This is a genomic window from Pseudomonas sp. R4-39-08 (genome assembly GCF_003852275.1).
Lineage (GTDB): Bacteria > Pseudomonadota > Gammaproteobacteria > Pseudomonadales > Pseudomonadaceae > Aquipseudomonas.
Window position 1 is genome coordinate 5,386,078 of the sequence record NZ_CP027733.1, and the last position, 25,250, is coordinate 5,411,327.

The following is a 25,250-nucleotide window of genomic DNA, read 5'->3' on the forward strand; positions in this document are numbered from 1 at the left end:
CAGAATGGCCATGAGGACATACACGATGGACGTCACCGCAACCTTAAGCTTGGGCGATCCGCTGGAACCCGCACGCAAGGCCACCGCGCAGATGCTGCAAGAGCGCGAGCGCACCTTTTCGCTGCCACAGCCGTTTTACTCTGATGAGCGACTGTTCGATATCGACATGCAGGAGATCTTCCAGAAAGAGTGGTTGATTGCCGGCATGACCTGCGAAATCCCCACCAAGGGCAACTACCTGACCCTGCAAGTGGGCAAGAACCCGATCATCGTGATCCGTGGCGCCGACGGTGTGGTGCACGCCTTCCACAACGTATGCCGCCACCGTGGCTCGCGCTTGTGCACCAGCGAAAAGGGCAAGGTCGCCAAGCTCGTTTGCCACTACCACCAGTGGACCTACGAGCTGGACGGTCGCCTGTTGTTCGCCGGCACCGAGATGGGTGCTGACTTCGACATGAAGCAGTACGGCCTCAAACCGGTGAACGTGAAGACCGCCGGCGGCTACATTTTCATCAGCCTGGCGGAAAACCCACCGGCCATCGATGACTTCCTGTCGACCCTGAACCATTACATGGAACCGTACGACATGGAGAACACCAAGGTGGCGATCCAGACCACCTTGTTTGAAAAAGCCAACTGGAAGCTGGTGCTGGAAAACAACCGCGAGTGCTACCACTGCAACGCGTCGCACCCGGAACTGCTGAAAACCTTGCTGGAATGGGACGACGTCACCGACCCGCGCGCCGACCAGGCGTTCAAGGACCACGTCGCCGCTTCCGCCGCCGCCTGGGATGCCGAGAAGATTCCTTATGCCCACGCCAGTTTTGGCCTGCGCAACCGTATCGTGCGCATGCCACTGCTCAAGGGCACCGTGTCGATGACCCTGGACGGCAAGCAGGGCTGCGCAAAACTGATGGGCCGGATCAAGAACCCCGACCTGGGCTCGATGCGCATCCTGCACCTGCCCCACTCGTGGAACCACTGCATGGGCGATCACATCATCGTGTTCACTGTGTGGCCGATCAGTGCCCAGGAAACCATGGTCACCACCAAGTGGATCGTGCACAAGGACGCGGTGGAAGGCGTGGACTACGACGTGGAGCGCATGCGCCAAGTGTGGGATGCCACCAACGACCAGGACCGTCGCCTGGCCGAAGAGAACCAGCGCGGGATCAACTCCACCGCCTACCAGCCAGGCCCGTACTCCAAGACCTATGAGTTCGGCGTGGTGAATTTTGTCGATTGGTACAGCGAACGCATGCTGAACAACCTCGGTGCCGCGCCCGCGCCCTACCTCAAAGGCGTTGCCGCCCACGAATAACTGACACACCGTGGATCAAAATGTGGGAGGGGGCTTGCTCCCCGATAGCGGAGTATCAGCCAATGCATGTGCAAGCTGATCCATCCCTATCGGGAGCAAGCCCCCTCCCACACTTGTACCAGGCGCTGAACAATATTTGATCAACTCTCGCGCGGACCGCTAAAAGCCTGCCCTACAGCCTTCGCCCAACAACTTATCCACAAAGACACCCACAGCAATTGTGGGCAACTGTCTTTTTCTCTGGAAATAAATCAAGAAAATCCGTGACTTATTTATAGACAGGGGTTTTATCCCGCTTTGATCATTTTTTGATCTAAAGCCTGTAAGCCACGGTAATCAAGGGCTACAGAGGAACGCGAACACCTTATCCACAGAAGCACCAACAGACTTTGGGGGCAACTTTGCTCACGCTGTGGAAAACCACGCCAAACCTGCATATATCGGGGGGTTCAGCACTTTCAGGGCTGTAAAAACGACCTTTGATCAGATTTTGAGCAGATTGAGGATAGCCTTTGTTTATAAGGCCTGTAACCGACAGCGAACATCTTATCCACAGGCGGATCAACAGCGATTGTGGGTAAACCGCAGGTCCAATGTGGGAGGGGGCTTGCCCCCACCCACAGGGGTTCAGCGTACGACGCCTTCTTCTATGAGCAATTTGAGTATGGCTTGCGCGCCCTCTTCAGGGCTCACGCCCTTGAGCACCTGCCCACCGCCCCCGCTGGCCTTGGCCGTTGCTGCCTTCATACGGTCGGCGCCGCTCTTGGCCTTGATCACCTTGAGGCGCTTGGGCCGGGGCTTGGCCGGCTGCAGCAGCGCGTCTGTGAATAACTCGTCCTGTTCAATCTCGACTTCGTGGGCGGCAAGCTCGCCACGTTGCGCCGGGCCGTACGCACTCTGCCGAGGCTTGGGCGCGGCGTTATCCACAGTGGCGAGAAAAGGCAGGCGTACCTTCAAGCGCCGCCGCTGGCCACGGGGCAAGGCTTGCAGCACGTGGGCCACGCCGCTTTCGATGGACTCCACCTGGGCCAGGCCGACAATCAGCGGCCAACCCAATTGTTCGGCCAGCAGAAACGGCAGCATGCCCGACCCCTCGCCGGTTTCCGCCTGGCTGCCGGTGAGCACCACCTGGGCGCCAGCGTCGCGTAGATAGTCACTCAGCACCGGCAACGCATCGGCGCCCGCCGGCTGTTCCAGTACATGCAGTTGCGGCAGGCCCATGCCCAGGTAGCTGCGTAAGGTCGGCTCGCTGATGTCTCCCGCGTGCAGCACCTGCAACTTATCCCCAGCCATCTGCAGCCCTAGCTCGACCGCACGCGCATCTTGTTCGGCACGGCGCGGGCGTCCGGAAGTGGGGTGGGCGCCGACGGATACCAGGCTGATTACATTGGTTGTCATGGTCATATCCCTAGGCTGCATCGCGCTTGGCGCCGTTGCGGTAGGCCTCGACCGCAGCGATCAAGGCTTGCAGAATCGCGGCGCTTTCGCCGATCACCGACAGGTCGGCACGCTTGATCATGTCGCAACCCGGGTCGAGGTTGATCGCCACCACCTTGTCGCAGGCACCGATGCCTTGCAGGTGCTGGATCGCCCCGGAAATGCCCACGGCCACGTACACCCGTGCCGTGACCCAGGTGCCGCTGGCGCCGACCTGGCGATCACGCGCCATATAGCCATCGTCCACCGCAACCCGCGACGCGCCCTCGGTGGCGCCCAGGGCTGCGGCGGTCTGGTGGAACAGCGCCCAGTCCTTCACGCCGTTGCCGCCAGAAAAAATGAATTCCGCTTCGGCCATGGGAATCGCCGCCGGGTCTACCGCCACTGCGCCGAGGTCTTCGATACGTGGCAGGCTGCGCGCCAGGGTTGTGGATAACTCCACGGGCAAGACTTCATGGCGCGTCTCGCTGACCGGATCGGCACATTCGGCGGCCGCGAGGATCAGGCGCGGCAATGGCCGGGCCAGATCTTCCTGGCCCGCACCGGCGCGGCCGATGCACGCTTGGCCTTTGATCTGCCACACCCGCGTGGCCGGGCGCTCCTTGAGGCTGGCGGCAAAACGCCGACCCAGCTCGCCGCCGCCGCTGCGGCTGTCCGGCAGCAACCAGTGACGCGGGTTGAACTGGTTATCCACAGCCCGCAGGCCCTGGACGCGCTGCTCCGGTGAATAACCGTCGAACTCGTGACCGTCCAGCACCAGCAGGCGGTCTACACCCGCTGTAGCGAACGCGCTTTCCTTGTGTTCACCAAACACCACCGCCAGTACCGCGCCGTCACTGCCGGCCAGTTGCCGGGCCAGGCCGAGCAAATCGCGGTCGTGGCTGCTCAAGCGGCCACCGACCATATCCGGCACCACGTTGATGTAGAACGCCGGCATTGGCACCTGGTGCAGCGGCAACAGCACCTCGACCGCCGCCGTACGCTTGGCTGCACCGCCCTGCTGGGCGCCGCTGCGGTCGATACGCTTGATCCCGTTGGGGCCGATAAAACCAACACCATGCACGTTCTTGCGGATCACACCGTTGGGCCCCATCCAGCTCTGTTGCACGGGTTGCATCGCCGCGTGCAAAGGATGAAGACGGTTACGGGCGATCCATTCGGCACGGGGATCGCGGCGGATAATGTCGCTCATCAATGCACCTCCGCAGGTTCACGCTTGTTGGGCGCCTTGGCCGGTGCCGCATCTTCAAGCAAGGCGTCGGCCACCAATTCGGCAATGTCTTTGATCAACGGGCGCGGCTCGACCACACCCTCGAGCATCGCCGTGCACTGCGGGCAACCCACAGCTACCAGTTCGGCGCCGGTCTCGCGGATGTCGTCCATGCGCATGTCGGGTATGCGTTGCTTGCCGGGGATGTCGGTGATCGGCGCGCCGCCACCGCCGCCGCAGCAGCGTGAACGAAAGCCCGAGCGCTGCATCTCCTTGACCTCGATACCCAGGGCCCGCAGCACTTGGCGCGGCGCCTCGTATTCGCCGTTGTAGCGGCCCAGATAGCAGGGGTCGTGATAGGTCACGCTGGTGCCTTTGTGCTGGCCCAGGTTCAGCGCGCCCTCGCCGATCAGCTCGGCCATGAAGGTGCTGTGGTGCTGCACCAGATAGTTGCCGTTGAAGGCGCCGTACTCGTTTTTCAGCACATGAAAACTGTGCGGATCGCAGGTGACGATGCGTTTAAAGCTGTACTTGGCCAGGGTCTGGATATTGCGCGAAGCCAGCAACTGAAAGGTCGCTTCATCGCCCAGGCGCCGCGCCACGTCGCCGCTGTCGCGTTCTTCCAGGCCAAGCACAGCGAAGTCGACCTTGGCTGCCTTGAGCACTTTGACGAACGCGCGCAGGGTGCGTTGGTTGCGCATGTCGAAGGCACCGTCGCCGACCCAGAACAGCACCTCGCAGCTGCCTTTCTCGCTGAGCAGCGGCAGGTTCAAATCCGCCGCCCAGTTCAGCCGGCCGCCGGGTGCGAAGCCGCCAGGGTTGTCGGTGGCGATCAGGTTTTCCAGGACTTCGGCGCCTTTGTTCGGCGTAGCGCCCTTTTCCAGGGTGAGGTAGCGGCGCATGTCGACGATGGCGTCCACGTGCTCGATCATCATCGGGCACTCTTCCACGCAGGCGCGGCAGGTGGTGCAGGACCACAGGGTCTCGGCGTCCACCAGGCCGTTGACGATCGGCTGGTGCGGGTTGCCGCTGTGTTCGCCTATCGGTTTACCTGGATAGGGGCTGCCGGCGAATTTGGCATCGGTGCCGCCGGCCAGGCCGACCACCATGTCCTGGATGAGTTTTTTCGGGTTCAGCGGCTGGCCGGCGGCAAACGCTGGGCAGGCGGCTTCGCACTTGCCGCACTGCACGCAGGCGTCGAAACCGAGCAATTGGTTCCAGGTAAAATCCTTGGGTTTTTCCACGCCCAACGGCGCGGTCTTGTCACTGAGGTCCAGCGGTTTCAAACCGGTGGAACGGCCACCGCCGAAGCGCTCGGCGCGGCGGTGCCAGGCCAGGTGCAAGGCACCGGCGAAGGCGTGCTTCATCGGGCCGCCCCAGGTCATGCCGAAGAACATTTCAGACACGCCCCACAACACGCCCACGCTCAACAACGCGGCCAGCAGCCAGCCGCCGAAGTCAGCGGGCAAGATGCCGGCCACCGGCAAGGTCACCAGGAAAAAGCTGACCGAGAATGCCATCAGGCTTTTCGGCAAGCGCATCCACGGGCCCTTGGACAGACGCGCGGGGGGGTTGCGCCGACGCAGGTACATGAAGATGGCGCCGACAAACATCAAGGTCGAGGCCAAAAGCAGCGCGTAGCCGAGGATGCGGTTGTGCAGGCCGAAACCGTGCACAAGGATCGCCAGCAGCGCCGACAGCACAAAGCCCAGCGCAGTAGCGACGTGGGTATTGGCGATGTATTTGTCGCGGGCGACCACATGGTGCAGGTCGACCATGTAGCGCTTGGGCATGGCCAAAAGGCCACCGAGCAGGTCGACCTTGGAGGCGCGGCCACGGCGCCACATGTTCACCCGGCGCAGGGCGCCGAGGACGGCAAGGCCCAGGGCGGCAAACAAAAGAATAGGCAGCAAGGTGTTCAACATGGTGAAGCTCCCACAGACCACACAGGTCTACTGTGAAACTGGCCTTGAAATGTGGGAGGGGGCTTGCTCCCGATGGCGGAGTGTCAGTTGATATAGCTGTAGCTGACCCACCGCTATCGGGAGCAAGCCCCCTCCCACATTTGGACCGAGTCCACTTTGGCTCGGTGTCGGCTTAGAAATCCTTGCAGAGGCGCAGGGCGTCATAAATGGCAGCGTGGGTATTGCGCTGGGCCACACAGTCACCGATGCGGAACAACAAGTACCCCTCACCCGGTTCGCTCAGGCACGGCTGCGGCTTGATCGCGAACAGGGCTTCGACGTCAATCTGGCCCTTGTTGCGCGAACCTTCCTTGAGCCCGTAATAAATCGCCTCGTCCGGGCGCACGCCGTTCTCCACCACCACCTGGTCGACCACCCGCTCTTCCTTGGCCCCGGTGTATTCGTTCTCCAGCACCGCCACCAGCTTGTCGCCTTCGCGGTAGACCTTTTCCAGCATCATGTCGCCGGTCATGATCACTTCCTTGGGGTACATGCTGCGGTAGTAAGTCGGGAACGACGTACCGCCGATGGCCACGCCCGGCTTGATATCGTCGGTGACGATCTCGACCTGGCAGCCTTTGTCCGCAAGGAAATCCGCCACCGACATGCCGGTGAATTCGCAGATGGTGTCGTACACCAGCACGTTCTTGCCCGGTGCGACTTTGCCGTCGAGCACATCCCAACTGCTCACCACCAGGCCTTCGGCAGCACCCCAGTGTTCGTTCTGTTCAATGAACGGATGCCCACCGACGGCCAGCACCACCACGTCCGGGCGCATGTCGAGGATAGTTTCGGCATCAGCCGCCACGCCCAAGCGCAGATCGACTTTCAAACGTGCCAGCTCCAACTGGAACCAGCGGGTGATACCGGCAATCTGGTCACGCTGCGGCGCTTTCGATGCGGTGGTGATTTGCCCGCCGATAAATTCTTTCTTCTCCAGCAGGGTTACGTCGTGGCCACGTTCGGCGGCGACGCGCGCCGCTTCCATCCCCGCAGGGCCGGCACCGACCACCACGACTTTGCGTTTAGGCCCGGTGGACTTCTCGATAATGTGCGGCACGCCCATGTATTCACGGGAGGTCGCGGCGTTCTGGATGCACAGCACATCCAGGCCCTGGTACTGGCGGTCGATGCAATAGTTGGCGCCGACGCACTGTTTGATCTGGTCGATCTGGCCCATCTTGATCTTGGCGATCAGGTGCGGGTCGGCAATATGCGCGCGGGTCATGCCGACCATGTCCACATAGCCGCCTTCCAGAATGCGCGTGGCCTGGTTCGGGTCCTTGATGTTTTGCGCGTGCAGCACCGGGACCTTCACCACTTCCTTGATACCGGCCGCCAGGTGCAGGAACGGCTCCGGCGGGTAACTCATGTTCGGGATCACGTTGGCCAGGGTGTTGTGCGTATCGCACCCCGAGCCGACCACGCCGATGAAGTCGAGCATGCCGGTGTCGTCGTAATACTTGGCGATCTGCTTCATGTCCTCGTGGGACAGGCCGTCCGGGTGGAACTCGTCGCCGCACAAGCGCATGCCCACGCAGAAATCGTCACCGACTTCGGCGCGCACGGCCTTCAACACTTCCAGGCCGAACTTCATGCGGCCTTCGAAGGTACCGCCCCATTCATCGGTGCGCTTGTTGACCCGCGGGCTCCAGAACTGGTCGATCATGTGCTGGTGCACGGCGGACAATTCCACCCCATCCAGGCCACCGGCCTTGGCGCGCTTGGCGGCGCTGGCATAGTTGCCGATCACGCGCCAGATCTCTTCCGGCTCGATGGTCTTGCAGGTGGCACGGTGCACCGGCTCACGCACGCCGGACGGCGACATCAGGGTAGGCCAGTTGAAGCCGTCCCAACGCGAGCGACGGCCCATGTGGGTAATCTGGATCATGATCTTGGCGCCATGCTTGTGCATGGCGTCGGCCAGGTTCTGGAAGTGCGGGATGATGCGGTCGGTGGACAGGTTCACCGAACTCCACCATTCCTGCGGGCTGTCGATGGCCACCACCGAGGAGCCGCCGCAGATCGCCAGGCCGATACCGCCCTTGGCCTTCTCTTCGTAGTACTTCACATAGCGGTCGGTGGTCATGCCGCCGTCGGTGGCATACACCTCGGCGTGGGCGGTACTGAGCACGCGGTTGCGGATGGTCAGTTTGCCGATCTGGATCGGTTGGAACATTGCTTCGAAAGCCATGGCACGGTCCTCGGCTTACAACGGCTTGACGGTGAACAAACCATCATCGTGGCCCTCTTCGGAGCCTCCGTAGACTTGTTCGGCCACAGTGCGCAGGGTGCTGCCACGCGCTTGAAGGATCTGGTCCATCGCGCCGGCAAACCAGCCGGTGAACATGTAGTCCACTTTGCGCCCGACCTTGCCGTACACGTAGACGAAGGCCGAATGTTCCAACTTGACGCTGGCGGTGCCTTTATCGAGGTCGATGTCCTGGATCTTGAACAGGCCCCAGCCGCGTTGCGACAGGCGCTTCATGTAGTGCTCGAATACCGCGACGCCTTCCAGGCCGTGGCATTCGGCTTCCTTTTCACACCAGTGCCAGGCGGACTTGTAGCCGGCCTTGTAGAGGATCTCGGCGTAGGCGTCGGCACCCAGCACTTCTTCGATGCCCATGTGGTTGTTGACGAAGAAATGGCGCGGCACGTACAGCATCGGCAGGGCGTCGGAGGTCCAGACACCGGTTTCGCTGTCGACTTCGATTGGCAATTGCGGGGCGATCTTGGCCATGGAAACTTAACTCCAGAAAAATTCGTAGTGGTGTTGCCGGTGGGTGTCTGGCTTATTCGCCCCAGACGTCTTTCAAGACATTGACCCAGTTCTCGCCCATGATCTTGCGCACCACGCGTTCAGGATGGCCGCGCTTGAGCAGGGTTTCAGTGAGGTTGGGAAACTCGCCCACGGTGCGGATGCCCAGCGGGTTGATGATCTTGCCGAAGCTGGTCAGGCGGCGGGCGTAGCCTTTGTCATGGGTCAGCATTTCAAAGAAATCCTGGCCATGGCCCTGGGTGAAGTCGGTGCCGATGCCGATGGCGTCTTCGCCGACGATGTTCATGGTGTATTCGATGGCTTCGGCGTAATCGTCGATGGTCGAATCGATGCCCTTGGCCAGGAACGGCGCGAACATGGTCACGCCGACAAACCCGCCGTGGTCGGCGATGAACTTGAGTTCTTCATCGGATTTGTTGCGCGGGTGCTCCTTGAGGCCCGAGGGCAGGCAGTGGGAATAGCACACCGGCTTTTTCGATTCGAGGATGACTTCTTCGCTGGTCTTGGAACCGACGTGGGACAGGTCGCACATGATGCCGACGCGGTTCATCTCGGCGACAATCTCACGCCCGAAACCCGACAGGCCGCCGTCGCGCTCGTAGCAGCCGGTGCCCACCAGGTTCTGGGTGTTGTAGCACATCTGCACCACACCGACGCCGAGCTGCTTGAAGATCTCGACATAGCCGAGCTGGTCTTCAAATGCGTGGGCATTCTGGAAGCCGAAGATGATGCCGGTCTTGCCCTGCTCCTTGGCGCGACGGATATCGGCGGTGGTTTTCACCGGGATCACCAGGTCGCTGTTTTCGCGGATCAGGGTCTGGCTGGCGACGATGTTATTGATCGTGGCCTGGAAGCCTTCCCACACCGACACCGTGCAGTTGGCAGCCGTCAGGCCACCTTTGCGCATGTCTTCGAACAGGTCGCGGTTCCACTTGGCAATAATCAGACCGTCGATAACGATGCTGTCGGCGTGCAACTCGGCTGGGCTCATCAGGCGTCCCCTTATTGGCAATTCATGCGCCGAATCGTCTGCCGGCGCTTTGGGGCCAGCATATGCCCAGGGGCCGACGGAGCCGGGTGCAAAAACGACAGGGGAATTGCCGAAAGCGTCAATCCGCGACAAAGCCTGTGTAGACATGCCTGACTGGCGGCTGTTCTTTGTCTTACGCTTGAGCCAGAATTCCGCATCACCTGATATGAGACGGCGCAATGAAATCGATTTTCCTGGCTTTGGCACTCATCGCAACCGGCGTCCACGCCGCCGAAGACACCGACAGCACGCCGTGCGACGGCATCGAGAACGACCAGCAAACCCTGGAATGCGCCACCTACAACAAAACCACCGCCGAGCAATTGTTGAAAGACAACTATCAGGGCCTGCTGGAGCGCATGGGTTCCACCTACGGCAGCGACAAGACCAAGCTCGCCGACATTACCGCTCGTCTGAAGGATGCCCAGCAGAAGTGGGAAAAGCTGCGCGATGCCGATTGCGCGGTGGACACCTTCCCGGCGGCGACCGGGACCAAGGCGTATGCGATTGCGCTGAATGATTGCCTGGCGCGGATGAGTGACGAGCGGTCGGAGTTTTTGGAGTCGATTGGGCAGGAATAAGCGACAATCCTGCGACTTTCCTTTTGAACCAGGGCTTTTCATGACTCTCTGCGGTATCGAAATCAAAGGCAGCGAAGCCATCATCGCCGTCGCTTCCCTGAACAACCAGGCGCTGAACCACGTCGCCCTGGCCACCAAGAAAATCGCCCTCGAAGACGACGACGAAGCCGCCAACGTCAAAGCCTTCGCCGCCCAGGTGAAGGCGTTCGTGCAAGCAAATGCCATCACCCGTATCGCGATCAAGAAGCGCAGCAAGAAAGGCGAATTCGCCGGTGGCCCGACCACGTTCAAGATTGAAGGGGTGTTTCAGTTGCTGGAGGGGGTGGAGGTGACCTTGCTGTCGCCGCAGACCATTAACGCGCAGAACAAGAAGCACACCTTTGAACTGTCGGCGACGCTGAACAAGTATCAGCATGAGGCCTACAAAACAGCGTGTTCAGCCCTGCTGAAAAAATAAGCCACACCGAAATCTACTGTGGGAGGGGGCTTGCTCCCGATGGCGGTGTGTCAGTCACCTATGTGCTGCTGACCCACCGCTATCGGGGGCAAGCCCCCTCCCACATTTGGCCGCTTTTATACCTAATTATGGAAACGACTATAAATTATAGCCGCCACTATAATTGACTAAAAAACGGTCAAACCACCTCCCGTCGCCGATCCTCCCTCGGACACTTGGCAAACCTCGCCCGATAACTGCGAGTGAAATAAGACGGCGACTCAAACCCGCACGCAAGGCTCACTTCCAGCACGCTCATATCGCTCTGGCGCAGCAGTTGCCGGGCTTTTTCCAGGCGCAGGCCAAGGTAGAAGTTGCTTGGCGTGTCATTCAGGTGCAGGCGAAACAGCCGTTCCAGTTGGCGCCGGGTAACCTTGATCGCGTCGGCCAGGGCCAAGGTACTCAGGGGTGGTTCGGTGTGTTGCTCCATCTCGCCGATCACCTGCACCAGTTTTTTGTTGTTGATGCCGTAGCGGGTGGCGATCTGCATGCGCTGGTGGTCTTTGCGCGGGCGGATGCGGCCCAGCACAAACTGTTCGGACACCTGAATCGCCAGGTCCGGGCCGTGGGCCTGGGCGATCAGGTCGAGCATCAGGTCGATGGATGCGGTGCCGCCGGCACAGGTGATGCGACGGCGGTCGATCTCGAACAGTTCCTGGGTGACGCTCAGGTGCGGATACGATTCCTTGAACGCATCGATGGCTTCCCAGTGCAAGGTCAGGCGGTGGCCGTCGAGCAGGCCCGCTTCGGCCAGCACGCAGGCGCCGGTGTCGATGGCGCCGAGGGTCACGCCGTCGTGGTCGAGACGGCGCAGCCAGTGATCCAGCGTCGGCGTGGCAAACTGCAGCGGTTCGAAGCCGGCCACCACCAACAGCGTCGCACCCTTTTTCAGCGGTTCCAGTGCGGCGTCGGCATTGACCGACATGCCGTTGCTCGCCAGTACCGCACCGCCGTCGGCGCTCAGTATGTGCCAGCGGTACAAATCGCCACGAAAGCGGTTGGCCACACGCAACGGCTCAAGGGCGGAGATAAAGCCGATGGCCGAGAACCCCGGCATCAGCAAAAAATAAAAATCCTGGGACATGATGGCGCTCTCGTAGGACGACCAGCGTGGCACTGTGATACTCCCGTTCAAGGGCGGATTCAAGCGCGCAGGTCGCTGCAGTGCAAGAGCCGGTCGCCGCTGTGCGTTTCGGCGCTGCTCAAGGTACGTAACTTGGCTGCACGGCGCGCAAAGACGCCGGACCCCACAATAACGACCTGCCGAGGGATTCACCATGAACCGACTGATCAGCCGCAGCGTGCTTGCACTCAGCGTCAGCGCTATTTTGAGCACCCCCGTCATGGCAGCGGATGCCGCTTCCTGCCAGAACGTGCGCCTGGGCGTGGTGAACTGGACCGACGTGATCGCCACCAGCGCCATGACCCAAGTGCTGCTCGACGGCCTCGGCTACAAGACCAAACAAACCAGCGCGTCCCAGCAGATCATCTTTGCCGGCATTCGCGACCAGCGCCTGGATCTGTTCCTGGGCTACTGGAACCCGTTGATGACCCAGACCATCACGCCGTTCGTCGACGCCAAGCAAGTCAAAGTGCTCGACAAACCGAGCCTGGAAGACGCCCGCGCCACCCTCGCCGTGCCGACTTACCTGGCGGACAAGGGCCTGAAAACCTTTGCCGACATCGCCCGCTTCGAAAAAGAGTTGGGCGGCAAGATCTACGGCATCGAGCCGGGTTCGGGCGCCAATACCCAGATCAAGGCCATGATCGCCAAGAACCAGTTCGGCCTGGGCAAGTTCCAACTGGTCGAATCCAGCGAAGCCGCCATGCTCTCTGCAGTCGACCGCGCGGTACGACGCAAGGAGCCTGTGGTGTTCTTCGGCTGGGCGCCGCACCCGATGAACGTCAACGTGGCGATGACTTACCTCACCGGCAGCGACGACGCCCTGGGCCCGAATGAAGGCAGGGCAACCGTGTGGACCGTCACCTCACCGACCTATGCCGAGCAGTGCCCCAACGTACACAAGCTGCTGACCAACCTGACCTTCACCGCCGCCGATGAGAGCCGGATGATGCAGCCCTTGCTGGACCACAAGGACCCCATCGAGTCGGCCAAGCAGTGGCTCAAGGATCACCCGCAAGACCAGGCGCGCTGGCTGGAAGGTGTGACCACCTTCGATGGCAAGCCGGCTGCGGCCAACCTCCAACTGACCGTTAAATAACCTTTTCCAGACACCGCTTCGCAGCCCCGACCGGCTGCGAACGGCACCCCCACGCCTGTAAGGAACCGCCTCATGAACCACGACGTCATCATCACCTGCGCACTCACCGGTGCTGGCGACACGACCGCCAGAAGCCCGCACGTGCCGGTCACCCCAAAACAAATCGCGGCCGCCGCCGTGGAAGCCGCCAAGGCCGGCGCGACCGTGGTGCACTGCCATGTGCGTGACCCGCACACCGGCAAGTTCAGCCGCGACGTGGCGCTGTACCGCGAAGTGATGGAGCGCATCCGCGAGGCCGACATCGACATCATCGTCAATCTCACCGCCGGCATGGGCGGCGACCTGGAGATCGGCAGTGGCGAGCACCCCATGGAGTTCGGTCCCAACACCGACCTGGTCGGCCCACTGACGCGCCTGGCCCATGTCGAGCAATTGCTGCCGGAAATCTGCACCCTTGATTGCGGCACCCTGAACTTCGGCGATGGCGACACCATTTACGTGTCCACTCCGGCGCAATTGCGCGCCGGCGCCAAGCGTATCCAGGCGTTGGGCGTTAAAGCCGAGCTGGAGATTTTCGACACCGGCCACCTGTGGTTCGCCAAGCAGATGATCAAGGAAGGCCTGCTCGACAACCCGCTGTTTCAACTGTGCCTGGGCATCCCGTGGGGCGCGCCGGCCGACACCACCACCATGAAAGCCATGGTCGACAACTTGCCCGCCGACGCCGTGTGGGCCGGCTTCGGCATCGGCCGCATGCAGATGCCGATGGCGGCGCAGGCGGTGCTGCTGGGCGGCAATGTGCGGGTCGGCCTGGAAGACAACCTGTGGCTGGACAAAGGCGTGCTTGCCACCAATGGGCAGTTGGTGGAGCGCGCCGGTGAAATCCTCAGCCGCCTGGGGGCGCGGGTCATGACCCCGGCGGAAGGCCGCATCAAGATGGGCCTGGCCAAACGCGGCTAGTCCCTGCCAAAACCGAATCAAAAATGTGGGAGGGGGCTTGCTCCCGATAGCGGTGGATCAGCCTAAAGATGCATGACTGAAACACCGTCATCGGGAGCAAGCCCCCTCCCACAAGGGATCACCGAACGCTTTAGGAATGTGCCAATGAGCTTTATCACCGAAATCAAAACCTTCGCTGCCCTCGGCAGCGGCGTTATCGGCAGCGGCTGGGTGTCCCGCGCCCTCGCCCACGGCCTGGACGTCGTGGCCTGGGACCCGGCGCCCGGCGCCGAAGCGGCCCTGCGCAAACGTGTCGCCAACGCCTGGGGCGCCCTGGAGCAACAAGGCCTGGCGCCGGGAGCATCCCAGGCGCGCCTGCGCTTTGTTGCCACCATTGAGGAATGCGTAAGGGACGCCGACTTCATCCAGGAAAGCGCTCCGGAACGCCTGGAGCTGAAACTGGATTTGCACCGCAAGATCAGCGCCGCAGCCAAGCCGAATGCGTTGATCGGCTCGAGCACGTCCGGGCTATTGCCAAGTGAATTTTATGAGGGTTCGACCCACCCGGAGCGTTGCGTGGTTGGCCACCCGTTCAACCCGGTTTACCTGCTGCCGTTAGTGGAAGTGGTCGGCGGCAAGCACACCGCACCGGAGGCGATCCAGGCCGCGATCAAGGTCTATGAATCCCTCGGCATGCGCCCACTGCACGTGCGCAAGGAAGTGCCGGGGTTTATTGCTGACCGCCTGCTGGAAGCGCTGTGGCGCGAGGCGCTGCACCTGGTCAACGATGGCGTGGCGACCACCGGCGAAATCGACGACGCGATTCGCTTTGGCGCCGGGCTGCGCTGGTCGTTCATGGGCACCTTCCTCACCTACACCCTGGCCGGTGGCGATGCGGGCATGCGCCACTTCATGGCGCAGTTCGGCCCGGCATTGCAGTTGCCGTGGACCTATTTGCCGGCGCCGGAGCTCACTGACAAATTGATCGACGATGTGGTCGATGGCACCCGCGACCAGTTAGGCAAACACAGCATTGCGGCGCTGGAGCGCTATCGTGATGATTGCCTGCTGGCGGTATTGGAGGCAGTCAAAGTGACTAAAGCCAAACACGGCATGAGCTTCGCCGAATAACCCACATTCTTGACCGAGTCTGGATCCATGCCCGCATTGAAAACCTACACCACTCAAATCCTGCCTGAATGGGTCGACTACAACGGCCACCTGCGCGATGCGTTCTACCTGCTGATCTTCAGCTACGCCACCGACGCACTGATGGATGTACTGGGCCTGGACAGTGACAACCGCGAAGCCAGCGGACACTCGCTGTTCACTCTCGAGTTGCATCTGAACTACCTGCACGAAGTGAAGCTGGGTACCAAGGTGCAGGTGCGCACCCAACTGATCGCCCACGACGCCAAGCGCCTGCATCTCTATCACAGTCTGCACCCGGTGGACGATGACAAGGAACTGGCCGGCAACGAACAGATGCTGCTGCATGTCGACCTGGCAGGGCCGCATGCCACGCCGTTCACCGAGGCCGCGCTGGAAAGGCTGACGGCTATCAGCGCCGCACAGGCCGAGCTGCCAATGCCCGCCCTGCTTGGCCGTGTCATTGGCTTGCCGGCAAAAAAAGCCCCGAGCCAGCCGTGACTGGATCGGGGCAGAGTGCCTTGTGTGAGCCGTGCATCCGGAGGGTGACCAAACCATCAAGCTGCGTGCCTGGGACCAGTGTGCCGGTAAGTGCACCTGGCGCATGGCCCGAAAACGACACCCTCATAGCCATCTGAGGCATTCACGCATTCTGCCCTTGCCGACCGCCTGGGCGGCTACCAGAATCGAGGTCGAACCCCGCTCCCCTCACCAGGATAAACGTCATGATGCATGCGGATTTGATTGACCAGGATGACCTGCTGGGCCAACTGCGCTCGTTGGGTTTCGAAGTGTCCAGCGGTGCCAGCGCCGAGCAGGCTTGCGAGTGCGCGGTACGCGGTTTGAGCGAGGCACGGGCCAAGGCGCTCAAGGGTATGGTTGAGCAGATGTACAGCGGCAGCGCGACGATTCTGCCGGCGGTGCGTCAGGCGATCGATAAGCAGTTGTTGCCGGCCTTGGTGCAGTTCAAGCAGAACCGCGGCGCCTGACAGCCACCTTCCCTGTAGGAGCGAGCTTGCTCGCGAAGATCGTCAACGATGACGCGGGGCCCCAGTTACCCCGCGTCGCTCTTGCTTTTTTCGCGAGCAAGCTCGCTCCTACAGTTAGAGCCTTACACTCGCGAAAGTCGACTCATTCCTGGCCTGGCTCAACGCCGACATCGGCCCCGACAACGGTGACAACACCAGCGCCTGCGGAATCGGCAGCATCGCCACCTGCTGGGTGGTGTTGGAGCCTACACGCTCATCGCGCGGCGGAATGCCGAAGTATTCGCGGTAGCACTTGGAGAAGTGCGGGGTGGACACAAACCCGCACACCGACGCCACTTCGATGATCGACATCGGCGTTTGCTTGAGCAACTGCCGCGCACGGATCAGGCGCAACTTGAGGTAGTAGCGCGACGGCGAACAGTGCAGGTATTTCTGGAACAACCTTTCCAGCTGGCGACGCGACACGGCGACATAGACCGCCAGCTCGTCCAGGTCGATGGGCTCTTCCAGGTTGGCTTCCATCAGCGCCACGATTTCCTGCAGCTTCGGCTGGTTGGTGCCGAGCATGTGCTTGAGCGGCACACGCTGGTGATCCTGTTCGTTGCGGATGCGTTCGTACACGAACATCTCGGAGATGGCGGCCGACAGCTCACGGCCGTGGTCGCGGCTGATCAGGTGCAGCATCATGTCCAACGGCGCGGTGCCGCCGGAGCTGGTGAAACGGTTGCGATCGAGGGTGAACAGGCGTGTGCTCATGGCCACGCGGGGAAACGCTTCCTGCATCGACGCCAGGCATTCCCAATGCACGCTGCAATCGAAACCGTCGAGCAGGCCCGCGCAGGCCAGGGCCCAGCTGCCGGTGCAGACCGCACCGAGACGACGGGATTGACGCGCCTGGCTTTGCAGCCACGACACGTGTTCGCGGGTGACGGTGCGCTGGATGCCCACGCCACCGCACACGATCACCGTGTCCAGGGCCGGGGCCTTGTGCATGGCGGCATCGGGGGTGATCTGCAGGCCGTCACTGGCCCATACTTGGTTGCCGTCGACACTCAGGGTGGTCCAGCGATACAACTCGCGGCCGGACAGCTGGTTGGCCATGCGCAGAGGTTCCACGGCCGACGCCAGGGAAATCAGCGTGAAATTGTCCAGCAGCAAAAAGCCGATGGATTGAGGCGCACGGTTCTGGGGTTGAGCCCCTGAGTTGAACGACGTCATCGCGGTATCTCCTCACACAAAGCGGGTGATGGCCTCAGGCGAGGCTCTTGTTATTGCGCTCATCTCCTGAGAGGGAGAGAGGCTTTGAATTGATAGAGCAAATGCCATGCCTGAAATTGAATGGCCATTCAACAAATCCTGAAAACGACCTGTTGATGCGTCTATATAAGCCCGCCGATTAAACGCGGGATATGACGCACGAGGCCGAAGGCCAGAGGGCCGTGAGCAGATCGGTAGCACTTGTGGGAAGGCGCTTTGCGGGCGTAGGAGAAGTCTGTCACCCAACGCACGGGAGACGGGTGGTCGAGGGAGAAATCGTTCGCGAGCTACTTATCTATTTGCGACGCGCTAAAAGGTGGCGCTTTGGGCTCGGGTGTTCACTTTATGAGCAGTGCTGGCTGCACTGGCGCTATCGGGGGCAAGTCTCCACCCACCGTTGAAATGTATTCACAGGTCAAAATGTGGGAGGGAGCAACCCCTTCCCACATTGGTCTTGCGTGTTACTCGTGATATTGCGCCGACAGCTCGTGCACCGCGCGCAGGAACGCGCCGGCATGCTCCGGGTTCACTTCCGGGGTGATGCCATGACCCAGGTTGAACACGTGTCCGGTGCCTTTGCCGTAGCTGGCGAGGATGCGCCCGACTTCGGTGCGGATCGCTTCCGGCTTGGCATACAGCACGGTCGGGTCCATGTTGCCTTGCAGCGCGACCTGGTTACCAACGCGGCGGCGGGCTTCGCCGATATCGCAGGTCCAGTCCAGGCCCAGGGCATCGGCACCGGCGTCGGCGATGCTTTCCAGCCACAGGCCACCACCCTTGGTGAACAGGATGACCGGCACCTTGCGGCCTTCGTGTTCGCGGATCAGGCCGCTGACGATCTTGCGCATGTAGGCCAGGGAGAATTCCTGGTACGCCGCCGCCGACAGGTTGCCGCCCCAGGTATCGAAAATCTGCACCGCTTGCGCGCCGGCCATGATCTGGCCATTGAGGTACGAGGTGACCGACTGCGCCAGCTTGTCCAGCAGCAGGTGCATGGCGTGCGGGTTGTCGTAGAGCATGGCCTTGGTCTTGCGGAAGTCTTTCGACGAGCCGCCTTCGACCATGTAGGTGGCCAGGGTCCATGGGCTGCCGGAGAAACCGATCAGTGGCACGCGGCCGTTGAGCTCGCGGCGGATGGTGCTGACGGCATCCATCACGTAGCCGAGGTCTTTGTGCGGATCAGGGATCGGCAAGGCTTCGATATCAGCCAGGGTACTGACGACTTTCCTGAAACGCGGGCCTTCGCCGGTCTCGAAGTACAGGCCTTGGCCCATGGCGTCCGGGATGGTGAGGATATCGGAGAAGAGGATGGCCGCGTCCAGTTGCGGGTAGCGGTCCAGCGGCTGCATCGTGACTTCGCAGGCGAACGTAGGGTTCATGCACAGGCTCATGAAGTCGCCGGCATTGGCGCGACTGGCGCGGTATTCCGGCAGGTAGCGACCGGCTTGACGCATCATCCACACGGGCGTGACGTCTACGGGCTGCTTGAGCAGGGCACGAAGGAAACGGTCGTTCTTGAGGGCAGTCATGTCGGCATCCGCAAAAAAAGTGCGGGCATTTTCTCAGAGCGCGACGCAAAAGGCACGGAATGCGCCGTGCCTTTTGTCTATCGGGTTGATTTGCAGCAATATCTTGAACCTACGCAAATCAAATGTGGGAGGGGGCTTGCCCCCGATAGCGGTGGTTCAGTGGCAGATACTGAGACTGACACACCGCTATCGGGAGCAAGCCCCCTCCCACATTTTGATCCCATTTCAAGCGGGGATCAGGGTCAGACTTGCAGGTAGTCCAGGATGCCTTCGGCGGCATTGCGGCCTTCGAAGATCGCGGTTACCACCAGGTCAGAGCCGCGCACCATGTCGCCACCGGCGAAGATTTTCGGGTTGCTGGTCTGGTGCTTGTACTGGCCTTGCTCCGGGGCCACAACACGGCCCTGGCTGTCGGTCTGGATCTCGAACTGCTCGAACCACGGCGCCGGGCTTGGGCGGAAACCGAAGGCAATGACCACGGCGTCGGCCGGGATGATTTCTTCGGAACCCGGGATCGGCTCGGGGCTGCGACGGCCACGGGCGTCCGGTTCGCCGAGACGGGTCTCGACCACCTTCACGCCTTCGACGCGGTCTTCACCTACAATCGCGATCGGCTGGCGGTTGTAGAGGAATTTCACGCCTTCTTCCTTGGCGTTCTTCACCTCTTTGCGCGAACCGGGCATGTTGGCTTCGTCACGACGATACGCACAGGTCACCGACTTGGCGCCCTGGCGGATCGAGGTACGGTTGCAGTCCATCGCGGTGTCGCCACCGCCGAGCACCACGACCTTCTTGCCTTTCATGTCGACGAAATCTTCCGGCGACTTTTCAAAGCCCAGGTTGCGGTTGACGTTGGCGATCAGGAAGTCGAGCGCGTCGTACACGCCCGGCAGGTCTTCACCGGCAAAGCCGCCCTTCATGTAGGTGTAGGTGCCCATGCCCATGAATACCGCATCGTATTCGGCGAGCAGTTGCTCCATGGTGATGTCTTTGCCGATCTCGGTGTTCAGGCGGAACTCGATGCCCATGCCGGTGAACACTTCGCGACGGTTGCTCAGTACGGTCTTTTCCAGCTTGAACTCGGGGATGCCGAAGGTCAGCAGGCCGCCGATTTCCGGGTTCTTGTCGAACACCACCGGGGTCACGCCGCCACGCACCAGCACGTCGGCACAGCCCAGGCCGGCAGGGCCGGCGCCGATGATCGCGACGCGCTTGCCGGTCGGCTTGACCTTGGACATGTCCGGGCGCCAGCCCATGGCGAACGCGGTGTCGGTGATGTATTTCTCTACCGAACCGATGGTCACCGCACCGAAGCCGTCGTTGAGGGTGCAGGCACCCTCGCACAGACGGTCCTGCGGGCACACCCGGCCGCAGACTTCCGGCAGGGTGTTGGTCTGGTGCGACAGCTCGGCGGCGGCGAGGATGTTGCCCTCGGCCACCAGCTTGAGCCAGTTGGGAATGAAGTTGTGCACCGGGCACTTCCATTCGCAGTACGGGTTACCGCACCCCAGGCAGCGGTGGGCCTGGTCGGCCGAGTGCTGGGGTTTGAAGGGTTCGTAGATTTCCACGAACTCTTTCTTGCGTTGACGCAACAGTTTCTTCTTCGGATCTTTGCGCCCGACATCGATGAACTGGAAGTCGTTATTCAGACGTTCAGCCATGTTAAAACCTCATCAAACTGTTCAGGCGCATATCACTGCGGGTTGGCACGGATGCTGGAAAGCAACGATTTCAGGTTGGCAGCCTTGGGCTTGACCAGCCAGAAACGACGCAGGTAATCATCGAGGTTTTCGGCGAGGTTACGCCCCCATTCGCTGCCGGTTTCCTCGACGTACTCGTCCAGCACGTGCTGCAAGTGGTTACGGTAGGACTCCATGGCTTCGCCGCTGATCCGCTGGATCTCGACCAACTCGTGGTTGACCTTGTCGACGAAGGTGTTGTCCTGGTCGAGCACGTAGGCGAAACCGCCGGTCATGCCCGAACCGAAGTTGTAACCGGTCTTGCCCAGTACCGCGACAAAGCCCCCGGTCATGTACTCGCAGCAGTGATCGCCGGTGCCTTCCACCACGGTGTGGGCACCGGAGTTACGCACGGCGAAACGCTCACCGGCGGTACCGGCGGCAAACAGCTTGCCACCGGTGGCGCCGTACAAGCAGGTGTTGCCGATGATGGCACTGTCCTGCGACTTGTAGACGCTGCCGAGCGGCGGAACGATCACCAGCTTGCCACCGGTCATGCCCTTGCCCACATAGTCGTTGGCGTCGCCTTCCAGGTACATATGCAGGCCGCCGGCGTTCCACACGCCGAAGCTCTGGCCCGCAGTGCCCTTGAAGCGGAAGGTGATCGGCGCTTTCGCCATGCCCTGGTTGCCGTGCTTGCGCGCGATTTCGCCGGAAACACGAGCGCCGATTGAGCGGTCGCAGTTGCAGATATCCAGGGCAAATTCGCCACCGCTGGCATCGTTGATCGAGGAACCGGCCAAGTCGACCATCTTCTCGGCCAGCAGGCCCTTGTCGAACGGTGGGTTGCGGTCTACCTGGCAGAATTGTGGCTTGTCTGCCGGGATGTGATCGCTGCCCAACAGCGGCGTCAGGTCCAGGTGCTGTTGCTTGGCGGTCTGGCCTTCGAGGATATCCAGCAGATCGGTACGACCGATCAGCTCTTCCAGCGAGCGCACGCCCAGCTTGGCCAGCCACTCACGGGTCTCTTCGGCGACGTAGGTGAAGAAATTCACCACCATGTCGACGGTGCCGATGTAGTGATCCTTGCGCAGCTTCTCGTTCTGCGTCGCAACGCCGGTAGCGCAGTTGTTCAGGTGGCAGATGCGCAGGTATTTGCAGCCCAGGGCGATCATTGGCGCGGTGCCGAAGCCGAAGCTCTCGGCGCCGAGGATCGCGGCCTTGATCACGTCGAGGCCGGTTTTCAGGCCACCGTCGGTCTGTACCCGGACTTTGCCGCGCAGGTCGTTGCCGCGCAGGGTCTGGTGGGTTTCGGCCAGGCCGAGTTCCCATGGCGCACCGGCGTATTTGATCGAGGTCAGCGGCGATGCGCCGGTACCGCCGTCGTAGCCGGAGATGGTGATCAGGTCGGCATAGGCCTTGGCCACGCCAGCGGCGATGGTGCCCACGCCCGCTTCTGCTACCAGTTTCACCGAGACCAGCGCCTGCGGATTGACTTGTTTGAGGTCGAAAATCAGCTGCGACAAATCTTCAATCGAATAGATGTCGTGGTGCGGCGGCGGCGAAATCAGGGTCACGCCGGGTACCGCATAGCGCAATTTGGCGATCAGGCCGTTGACCTTGCCGCCGGGCAGTTGGCCGCCTTCACCGGGCTTGGCGCCCTGCGCAACTTTGATCTGCAGCACTTCGGCGTTGACCAGGTATTCCGGGGTCACCCCGAAACGGCCGGTGGCAACCTGCTTGATTTTCGAGCTTTTGATAGTGCCGTAACGCGCCGGGTCTTCACCGCCTTCGCCGGAGTTGGAACGCGCACCCAGGCGGTTCATGGCTTCGGCCAGGGCTTCGTGAGCCTCGGGCGACAAGGCGCCCAGGGAAATACCGGCGGAGTCGAAGCGCTTGAGGATCGATTCCAGCGGTTCGATTTCGCTGATGGCCAGCGGCGTGTCCAGGGTCTTGACCTTGAACAGGTCGCGGATCATCGACACCGGGCGGTTATCCACCAGGCTCGTGTACAGCTTGAACTTGGCGTAGTCGCCCTGCTGCACGGCGGCTTGCAGGGTGCTGACCACGTCCGGGTTATAAGCATGGTATTCGCCACCGTGCACAAACTTGAGCAGGCCGCCCTGCTGGATTGGCTTGCGCGCGCTCCAGGCTTCGGCCGCCAGGGCTTTCTGCTCGGCTTCGATGTCGACGAAACGCGCACCCTTGATGCGGCTCGGCACGCCACGAAAGCTCAGCTCGCAGACTTCTTCGGACAAGCCGATGGCTTCGAACAGTTGCGCGCCACGGTAGGAGGTGACGGTGGAGATGCCCATCTTCGACAGGATCTTCAGCAAGCCTTTGGTGATGCCCTTACGGTAGTTCTTGAACACTTCGTAGAGGTCGCCCAGCACCTCACCGGTACGAATCAGATCGCCGAGCACTTCGTACGCAAGGAACGGATACACAGCCGAGGCGCCGAAACCGATCAACACGGCGAAGTGATGGGGGTCGCGGGCAGTGGCGGTTTCCACAAGGATGTTGGAGTCGCAGCGCAGGCCCTTTTCAGTCAGGCGGTGGTGCACCGCGCCCGTTGCCAGGGCGGCATGGATCGGCAGCTTGCCTGGGGCGATATGACGGTCGGTCAACACAATCTGGGTACGACCGGCGCGCACGGCTTCTTCGGCCTGGTCGGCGACGTTGCGCACAGCGGCTTCAAGGCCGAGGCTCTCGTCGTAGTTCAGGTCAATGATCTGGCGGTCGAAGCCCGGCCGCTCCAGGGTCATCAAGGAGCGCCACTTGGCCGGGGAAACGACCGGCGAGCTGAGGATCACGCGGGACGCGTGCTCCGGCGATTCCTGGAAAATATTGCGCTCGGCACCCAGACACACTTCCAGGGACATCACGATGGCTTCGCGCAGCGGATCGATCGGTGGGTTGGTCACCTGGGCGAATTGCTGGCGGAAATAGTCGTACGGCGTGCGCACACGCTGGGACAGCACGGCCATCGGCGTGTCGTCGCCCATGGAGCCGACCGCCTCGTAGCCTTGCTCGCCGAGCGGACGCAGCACCTGGTCGCGCTCTTCGAACGTGACCTGGTACATCTTCATGTATTGCTTGAGCTGGTCGACGTCGTAGAAAGCCGAACCGTGGTCGTTGTCTTCCATGGTCGCCTGGATGCGCAGGGCGTTCTTGCGCAGCCATTGCTTGTACGGGTGACGGGACTTCAAACGGTTGTCGATGGCGTCGGTATCGAGGATCTGCCCGGTTTCGGTGTCCACGGCGAGGATCTGGCCAGGGCCTACGCGGCCTTTGGCGATCACATCTTCAGGCTTGTAGTCCCACACGCCGATTTCCGACGCCAGGGTGATAAAGCCGTTGGTGGTGGTGACCCAACGCGCCGGGCGCAGGCCGTTGCGGTCGAGCAGGCACACCGCGTAGCGACCATCGGTCATGACCACGCCGGCCGGGCCGTCCCACGGTTCCATGTGCATCGAGTTGTACTCATAGAACGCCCGCAGGTCGGGGTCCATGGTCTCGACGTTCTGCCACGCTGGCGGAATGATCATGCGCACGCCACGGAACAGGTCGATGCCGCCGGTGACCATCAGCTCGAGCATGTTGTCCATGCTGGAGGAGTCGGAACCCACGCGATTGACCAGCGGGCCGAGCTCTTCCAGGTCCATCAAATCATTGGCGAACTTGGTGCGACGGGCCACGGCCCAGTTGCGGTTGCCGGTAATAGTATTGATCTCGCCGTTGTGGGCGAGGAAGCGGAATGGCTGGGCCAGCGGCCATTTCGGCAGGGTGTTGGTGGAGAAGCGCTGGTGAAACACGCAGATTGCGGTTTGCAGGCGCTCATCGCTCAGGTCCGGATAAAAGGCGGTGAGGTCCGCCGGCATCATCAGGCCTTTATAAATGATGGTCTTGTGGGAAAAGCTGCAGATGTAGTGGTCGGTATCGGCGGCGTTGGCCACCGACGAACGACGGCGGGACGTGAACAGCTTGATCGCCATGTCCTGGTCGCTCAGGCCGTCGCCTGCGATGAACACTTGTTCGATCTGCGGCAGGCGCTCCAGGGCCAGGCGGCCGAGTACGCTGGTGTCGATCGGCACTTTGCGCCAGCCGACGAGTTGCAGGCCGGCAGCAACGATCTCGCGGTTCATGTTTTCGCGAGCGGCTTCGGCTTTGACCGGGTCCTGGTTGAAGAACACCATGCCCACGGCGTACTGCTTGGGCAGTTCGACGGCGAAGTGCTCTTTGGCGACCGCGCGCAGGAACTGGTCGGGCTTTTGAATCAGCAAGCCGCAACCGTCACCGGTCTTGCCGTCGGCGTTGATCCCACCGCGGTGGGTCATGCAGGTCAGGGCCTCGATGGCCGTTTGCAAAAGGGTATGACTGGGCTCGCCCTGCATGTGGGCTATCAGGCCGAAACCGCAGTTATCCTTGAATTCATCGGGTTGGTACAGACCTGCTTTCATAGACACTTTCTCACCAGGCTGCCTCTTATATCGAGGCAAATTTCTTTTCAATTCAACCGGTTACCTTCCACGCCGAACGTACGCCGGCTTAGCGGGGGCAAAAGGGAGGTCATTGTACACACCGTCACAGACGCTCACAAATTTAGCGACGAAATGTCGCAAATCTATGTCGCATTTATGAAAGGTTTAAAGCGATATGCTGTGCTAG

General features: G+C 61.5%; 19 protein-coding genes and 1 pseudogene. 9 read left to right on the forward strand and 11 right to left on the reverse strand.

Features of this window, described 5'->3' with window-relative positions; all coding sequences use genetic code 11:
- Window positions 1–25: 25 nt before the first annotated feature.
- Entirely contained in the window at window positions 26–1,321 is a 1,296-nt protein-coding gene (gene gbcA, locus C4J88_RS24980; RefSeq protein WP_124368614.1) for a glycine-betaine demethylase subunit GbcA, read from the forward strand.
- A 627-nt stretch (window positions 1,322–1,948) separates the two neighbouring features.
- On the opposite strand, the gene C4J88_RS24985 is transcribed toward gbcA, so the two are convergent.
- From C4J88_RS24985 to C4J88_RS25010, 6 genes are all read right to left on the reverse strand, one after another.
- Window positions 1,949–2,719, reverse strand: coding sequence for an electron transfer flavoprotein subunit beta (locus tag C4J88_RS24985; RefSeq protein WP_124408370.1), 771 nt, complete (start codon window positions 2,717–2,719; stop codon window positions 1,949–1,951).
- A 10-nt stretch (window positions 2,720–2,729) separates the two neighbouring features.
- Window positions 2,730–3,950: an electron transfer flavoprotein subunit alpha/FixB family protein gene (locus C4J88_RS24990; RefSeq protein WP_124408371.1), complete on the reverse strand. Its 1,221-nt coding sequence runs from the start codon at window positions 3,948–3,950 to the stop codon at window positions 2,730–2,732.
- Window positions 3,950–5,893, reverse strand: a complete 1,944-nt coding sequence (gene dgcB, locus C4J88_RS24995; protein ID WP_124408372.1) for a dimethylglycine demethylation protein DgcB — start codon at window positions 5,891–5,893, stop codon at window positions 3,950–3,952. The genes C4J88_RS24990 and dgcB overlap by 1 nt, the downstream gene beginning before the upstream one ends.
- A 172-nt stretch (window positions 5,894–6,065) precedes the next feature.
- Window positions 6,066–8,126 (reverse strand): dimethylglycine demethylation protein DgcA, encoded by a 2,061-nt coding sequence (gene dgcA / locus C4J88_RS25000; protein ID WP_124408373.1) that lies wholly within the window; start codon window positions 8,124–8,126, stop codon window positions 6,066–6,068.
- A gap of 15 nt (window positions 8,127–8,141) precedes the next feature.
- Entirely contained in the window at window positions 8,142–8,672 is a 531-nt protein-coding gene (locus C4J88_RS25005; RefSeq protein WP_124368619.1) for a DUF5943 domain-containing protein, read from the reverse strand.
- Window positions 8,673–8,724: 52 nt separating this feature from the next.
- A complete protein-coding gene (locus tag C4J88_RS25010) occupies window positions 8,725–9,702 on the reverse strand; it encodes a dipeptidase (protein WP_005792153.1) in 978 nt (325 codons plus the stop codon).
- A gap of 218 nt (window positions 9,703–9,920) precedes the next feature.
- Here C4J88_RS25010 and C4J88_RS25015 point away from each other — a divergent pair, with 218 nt between their 5' ends.
- Window positions 9,921–10,322: a lysozyme inhibitor LprI family protein gene (locus C4J88_RS25015; protein WP_124364720.1), complete on the forward strand. Its 402-nt coding sequence runs from the start codon at window positions 9,921–9,923 to the stop codon at window positions 10,320–10,322.
- A gap of 40 nt (window positions 10,323–10,362) precedes the next feature.
- Window positions 10,363–10,779 carry a DUF3010 family protein gene (locus tag C4J88_RS25020; protein WP_124408374.1) on the forward strand — a complete coding sequence of 139 codons (417 nt, stop codon included), beginning with the start codon at window positions 10,363–10,365 and terminating at the stop codon, window positions 10,777–10,779.
- A gap of 178 nt (window positions 10,780–10,957) precedes the next feature.
- On the opposite strand, the gene C4J88_RS25025 is transcribed toward C4J88_RS25020, so the two are convergent.
- A complete protein-coding gene (locus C4J88_RS25025; protein ID WP_164487734.1) occupies window positions 10,958–11,902 on the reverse strand; it encodes a GlxA family transcriptional regulator in 945 nt (314 codons plus the stop codon).
- A 193-nt stretch (window positions 11,903–12,095) separates the two neighbouring features.
- Between C4J88_RS25025 and C4J88_RS25030 the strand changes: the two genes are divergently transcribed.
- The 6 genes and pseudogenes from C4J88_RS25030 to C4J88_RS27895 all read left to right on the forward strand — a co-directional run.
- Window positions 12,096–13,040, forward strand: a complete 945-nt coding sequence (locus C4J88_RS25030; RefSeq protein WP_124405496.1) for a choline ABC transporter substrate-binding protein — start codon at window positions 12,096–12,098, stop codon at window positions 13,038–13,040.
- A 72-nt stretch (window positions 13,041–13,112) separates the two neighbouring features.
- Window positions 13,113–14,000 (forward strand): 3-keto-5-aminohexanoate cleavage protein, encoded by an 888-nt coding sequence (locus C4J88_RS25035; protein WP_124372105.1) that lies wholly within the window; start codon window positions 13,113–13,115, stop codon window positions 13,998–14,000.
- Between the two features lie 144 nt (window positions 14,001–14,144).
- A complete protein-coding gene (locus C4J88_RS25040; RefSeq protein WP_124408376.1) occupies window positions 14,145–15,110 on the forward strand; it encodes an L-carnitine dehydrogenase in 966 nt (321 codons plus the stop codon).
- A 27-nt stretch (window positions 15,111–15,137) separates the two neighbouring features.
- Window positions 15,138–15,629 (forward strand): thioesterase family protein, encoded by a 492-nt coding sequence (locus C4J88_RS25045; RefSeq protein ID WP_124408377.1) that lies wholly within the window; start codon window positions 15,138–15,140, stop codon window positions 15,627–15,629.
- 224 nt (window positions 15,630–15,853) lie between these two features.
- Window positions 15,854–16,117 (forward strand): hypothetical protein, encoded by a 264-nt coding sequence (locus C4J88_RS25050; RefSeq protein ID WP_124368626.1) that lies wholly within the window; start codon window positions 15,854–15,856, stop codon window positions 16,115–16,117.
- Window positions 16,114–16,233, forward strand: a pseudogene (locus C4J88_RS27895) (outer membrane lipoprotein carrier protein LolA); the annotation flags it as partial. The gene C4J88_RS25050 and the pseudogene C4J88_RS27895, both read left to right, overlap by 4 nt.
- Here the strand turns inward: C4J88_RS27895 and C4J88_RS25060 are convergent.
- From C4J88_RS25060 to gltB, 4 genes are all read right to left on the reverse strand, one after another.
- Window positions 16,232–17,335, reverse strand: a complete 1,104-nt coding sequence (locus C4J88_RS25060; RefSeq protein WP_124364728.1) for a GlxA family transcriptional regulator — start codon at window positions 17,333–17,335, stop codon at window positions 16,232–16,234. The pseudogene C4J88_RS27895 and the gene C4J88_RS25060 overlap by 2 nt on opposite strands.
- A 500-nt stretch (window positions 17,336–17,835) precedes the next feature.
- Window positions 17,836–18,903: a uroporphyrinogen decarboxylase gene (gene hemE / locus C4J88_RS25065; protein ID WP_124368627.1), complete on the reverse strand. Its 1,068-nt coding sequence runs from the start codon at window positions 18,901–18,903 to the stop codon at window positions 17,836–17,838.
- A gap of 242 nt (window positions 18,904–19,145) precedes the next feature.
- Window positions 19,146–20,564: an FAD-dependent oxidoreductase gene (locus tag C4J88_RS25070; protein WP_003171228.1), complete on the reverse strand. Its 1,419-nt coding sequence runs from the start codon at window positions 20,562–20,564 to the stop codon at window positions 19,146–19,148.
- Window positions 20,565–20,596: 32 nt separating this feature from the next.
- A complete protein-coding gene (gltB, locus tag C4J88_RS25075; protein WP_124405500.1) occupies window positions 20,597–25,042 on the reverse strand; it encodes a glutamate synthase large subunit in 4,446 nt (1,481 codons plus the stop codon).
- Between the last annotated feature and the right edge of the window lie 208 nt (window positions 25,043–25,250).

Coding starts and splice junctions, on each gene's coding strand:
- C4J88_RS25040 (WP_124408376.1), top strand. CDS start 14,145: ATGAGCTTTATCACCGAAATCAAAACCTTCGCTGCCCTCGGCAGCGGC.
- C4J88_RS24990 (WP_124408371.1), bottom strand. CDS start 3,950: ATGAGCGACATTATCCGCCGCGATCCCCGTGCCGAATGGATCGCCCGT.
- C4J88_RS25050 (WP_124368626.1), top strand. CDS start 15,854: ATGATGCATGCGGATTTGATTGACCAGGATGACCTGCTGGGCCAACTG.
- hemE (WP_124368627.1), bottom strand. CDS start 18,903: ATGACTGCCCTCAAGAACGACCGTTTCCTTCGTGCCCTGCTCAAGCAG.
- C4J88_RS25020 (WP_124408374.1), top strand. CDS start 10,363: ATGACTCTCTGCGGTATCGAAATCAAAGGCAGCGAAGCCATCATCGCC.
- gltB (WP_124405500.1), bottom strand. CDS start 25,042: ATGAAAGCAGGTCTGTACCAACCCGATGAATTCAAGGATAACTGCGGT.
- C4J88_RS25005 (WP_124368619.1), bottom strand. CDS start 8,672: ATGGCCAAGATCGCCCCGCAATTGCCAATCGAAGTCGACAGCGAAACC.
- C4J88_RS25015 (WP_124364720.1), top strand. CDS start 9,921: ATGAAATCGATTTTCCTGGCTTTGGCACTCATCGCAACCGGCGTCCAC.
- dgcA (WP_124408373.1), bottom strand. CDS start 8,126: ATGGCTTTCGAAGCAATGTTCCAACCGATCCAGATCGGCAAACTGACC.
- C4J88_RS25045 (WP_124408377.1), top strand. CDS start 15,138: ATGCCCGCATTGAAAACCTACACCACTCAAATCCTGCCTGAATGGGTC.
- dgcB (WP_124408372.1), bottom strand. CDS start 5,893: ATGTTGAACACCTTGCTGCCTATTCTTTTGTTTGCCGCCCTGGGCCTT.
- C4J88_RS25060 (WP_124364728.1), bottom strand. CDS start 17,335: ATGACGTCGTTCAACTCAGGGGCTCAACCCCAGAACCGTGCGCCTCAA.
- C4J88_RS25035 (WP_124372105.1), top strand. CDS start 13,113: ATGAACCACGACGTCATCATCACCTGCGCACTCACCGGTGCTGGCGAC.
- C4J88_RS24985 (WP_124408370.1), bottom strand. CDS start 2,719: ATGACAACCAATGTAATCAGCCTGGTATCCGTCGGCGCCCACCCCACT.
- gbcA (WP_124368614.1), top strand. CDS start 26: ATGGACGTCACCGCAACCTTAAGCTTGGGCGATCCGCTGGAACCCGCA.
- C4J88_RS25070 (WP_003171228.1), bottom strand. CDS start 20,564: ATGGCTGAACGTCTGAATAACGACTTCCAGTTCATCGATGTCGGGCGC.
- C4J88_RS25030 (WP_124405496.1), top strand. CDS start 12,096: ATGAACCGACTGATCAGCCGCAGCGTGCTTGCACTCAGCGTCAGCGCT.
- C4J88_RS25010 (WP_005792153.1), bottom strand. CDS start 9,702: ATGAGCCCAGCCGAGTTGCACGCCGACAGCATCGTTATCGACGGTCTG.
- C4J88_RS25025 (WP_164487734.1), bottom strand. CDS start 11,902: ATGTCCCAGGATTTTTATTTTTTGCTGATGCCGGGGTTCTCGGCCATC.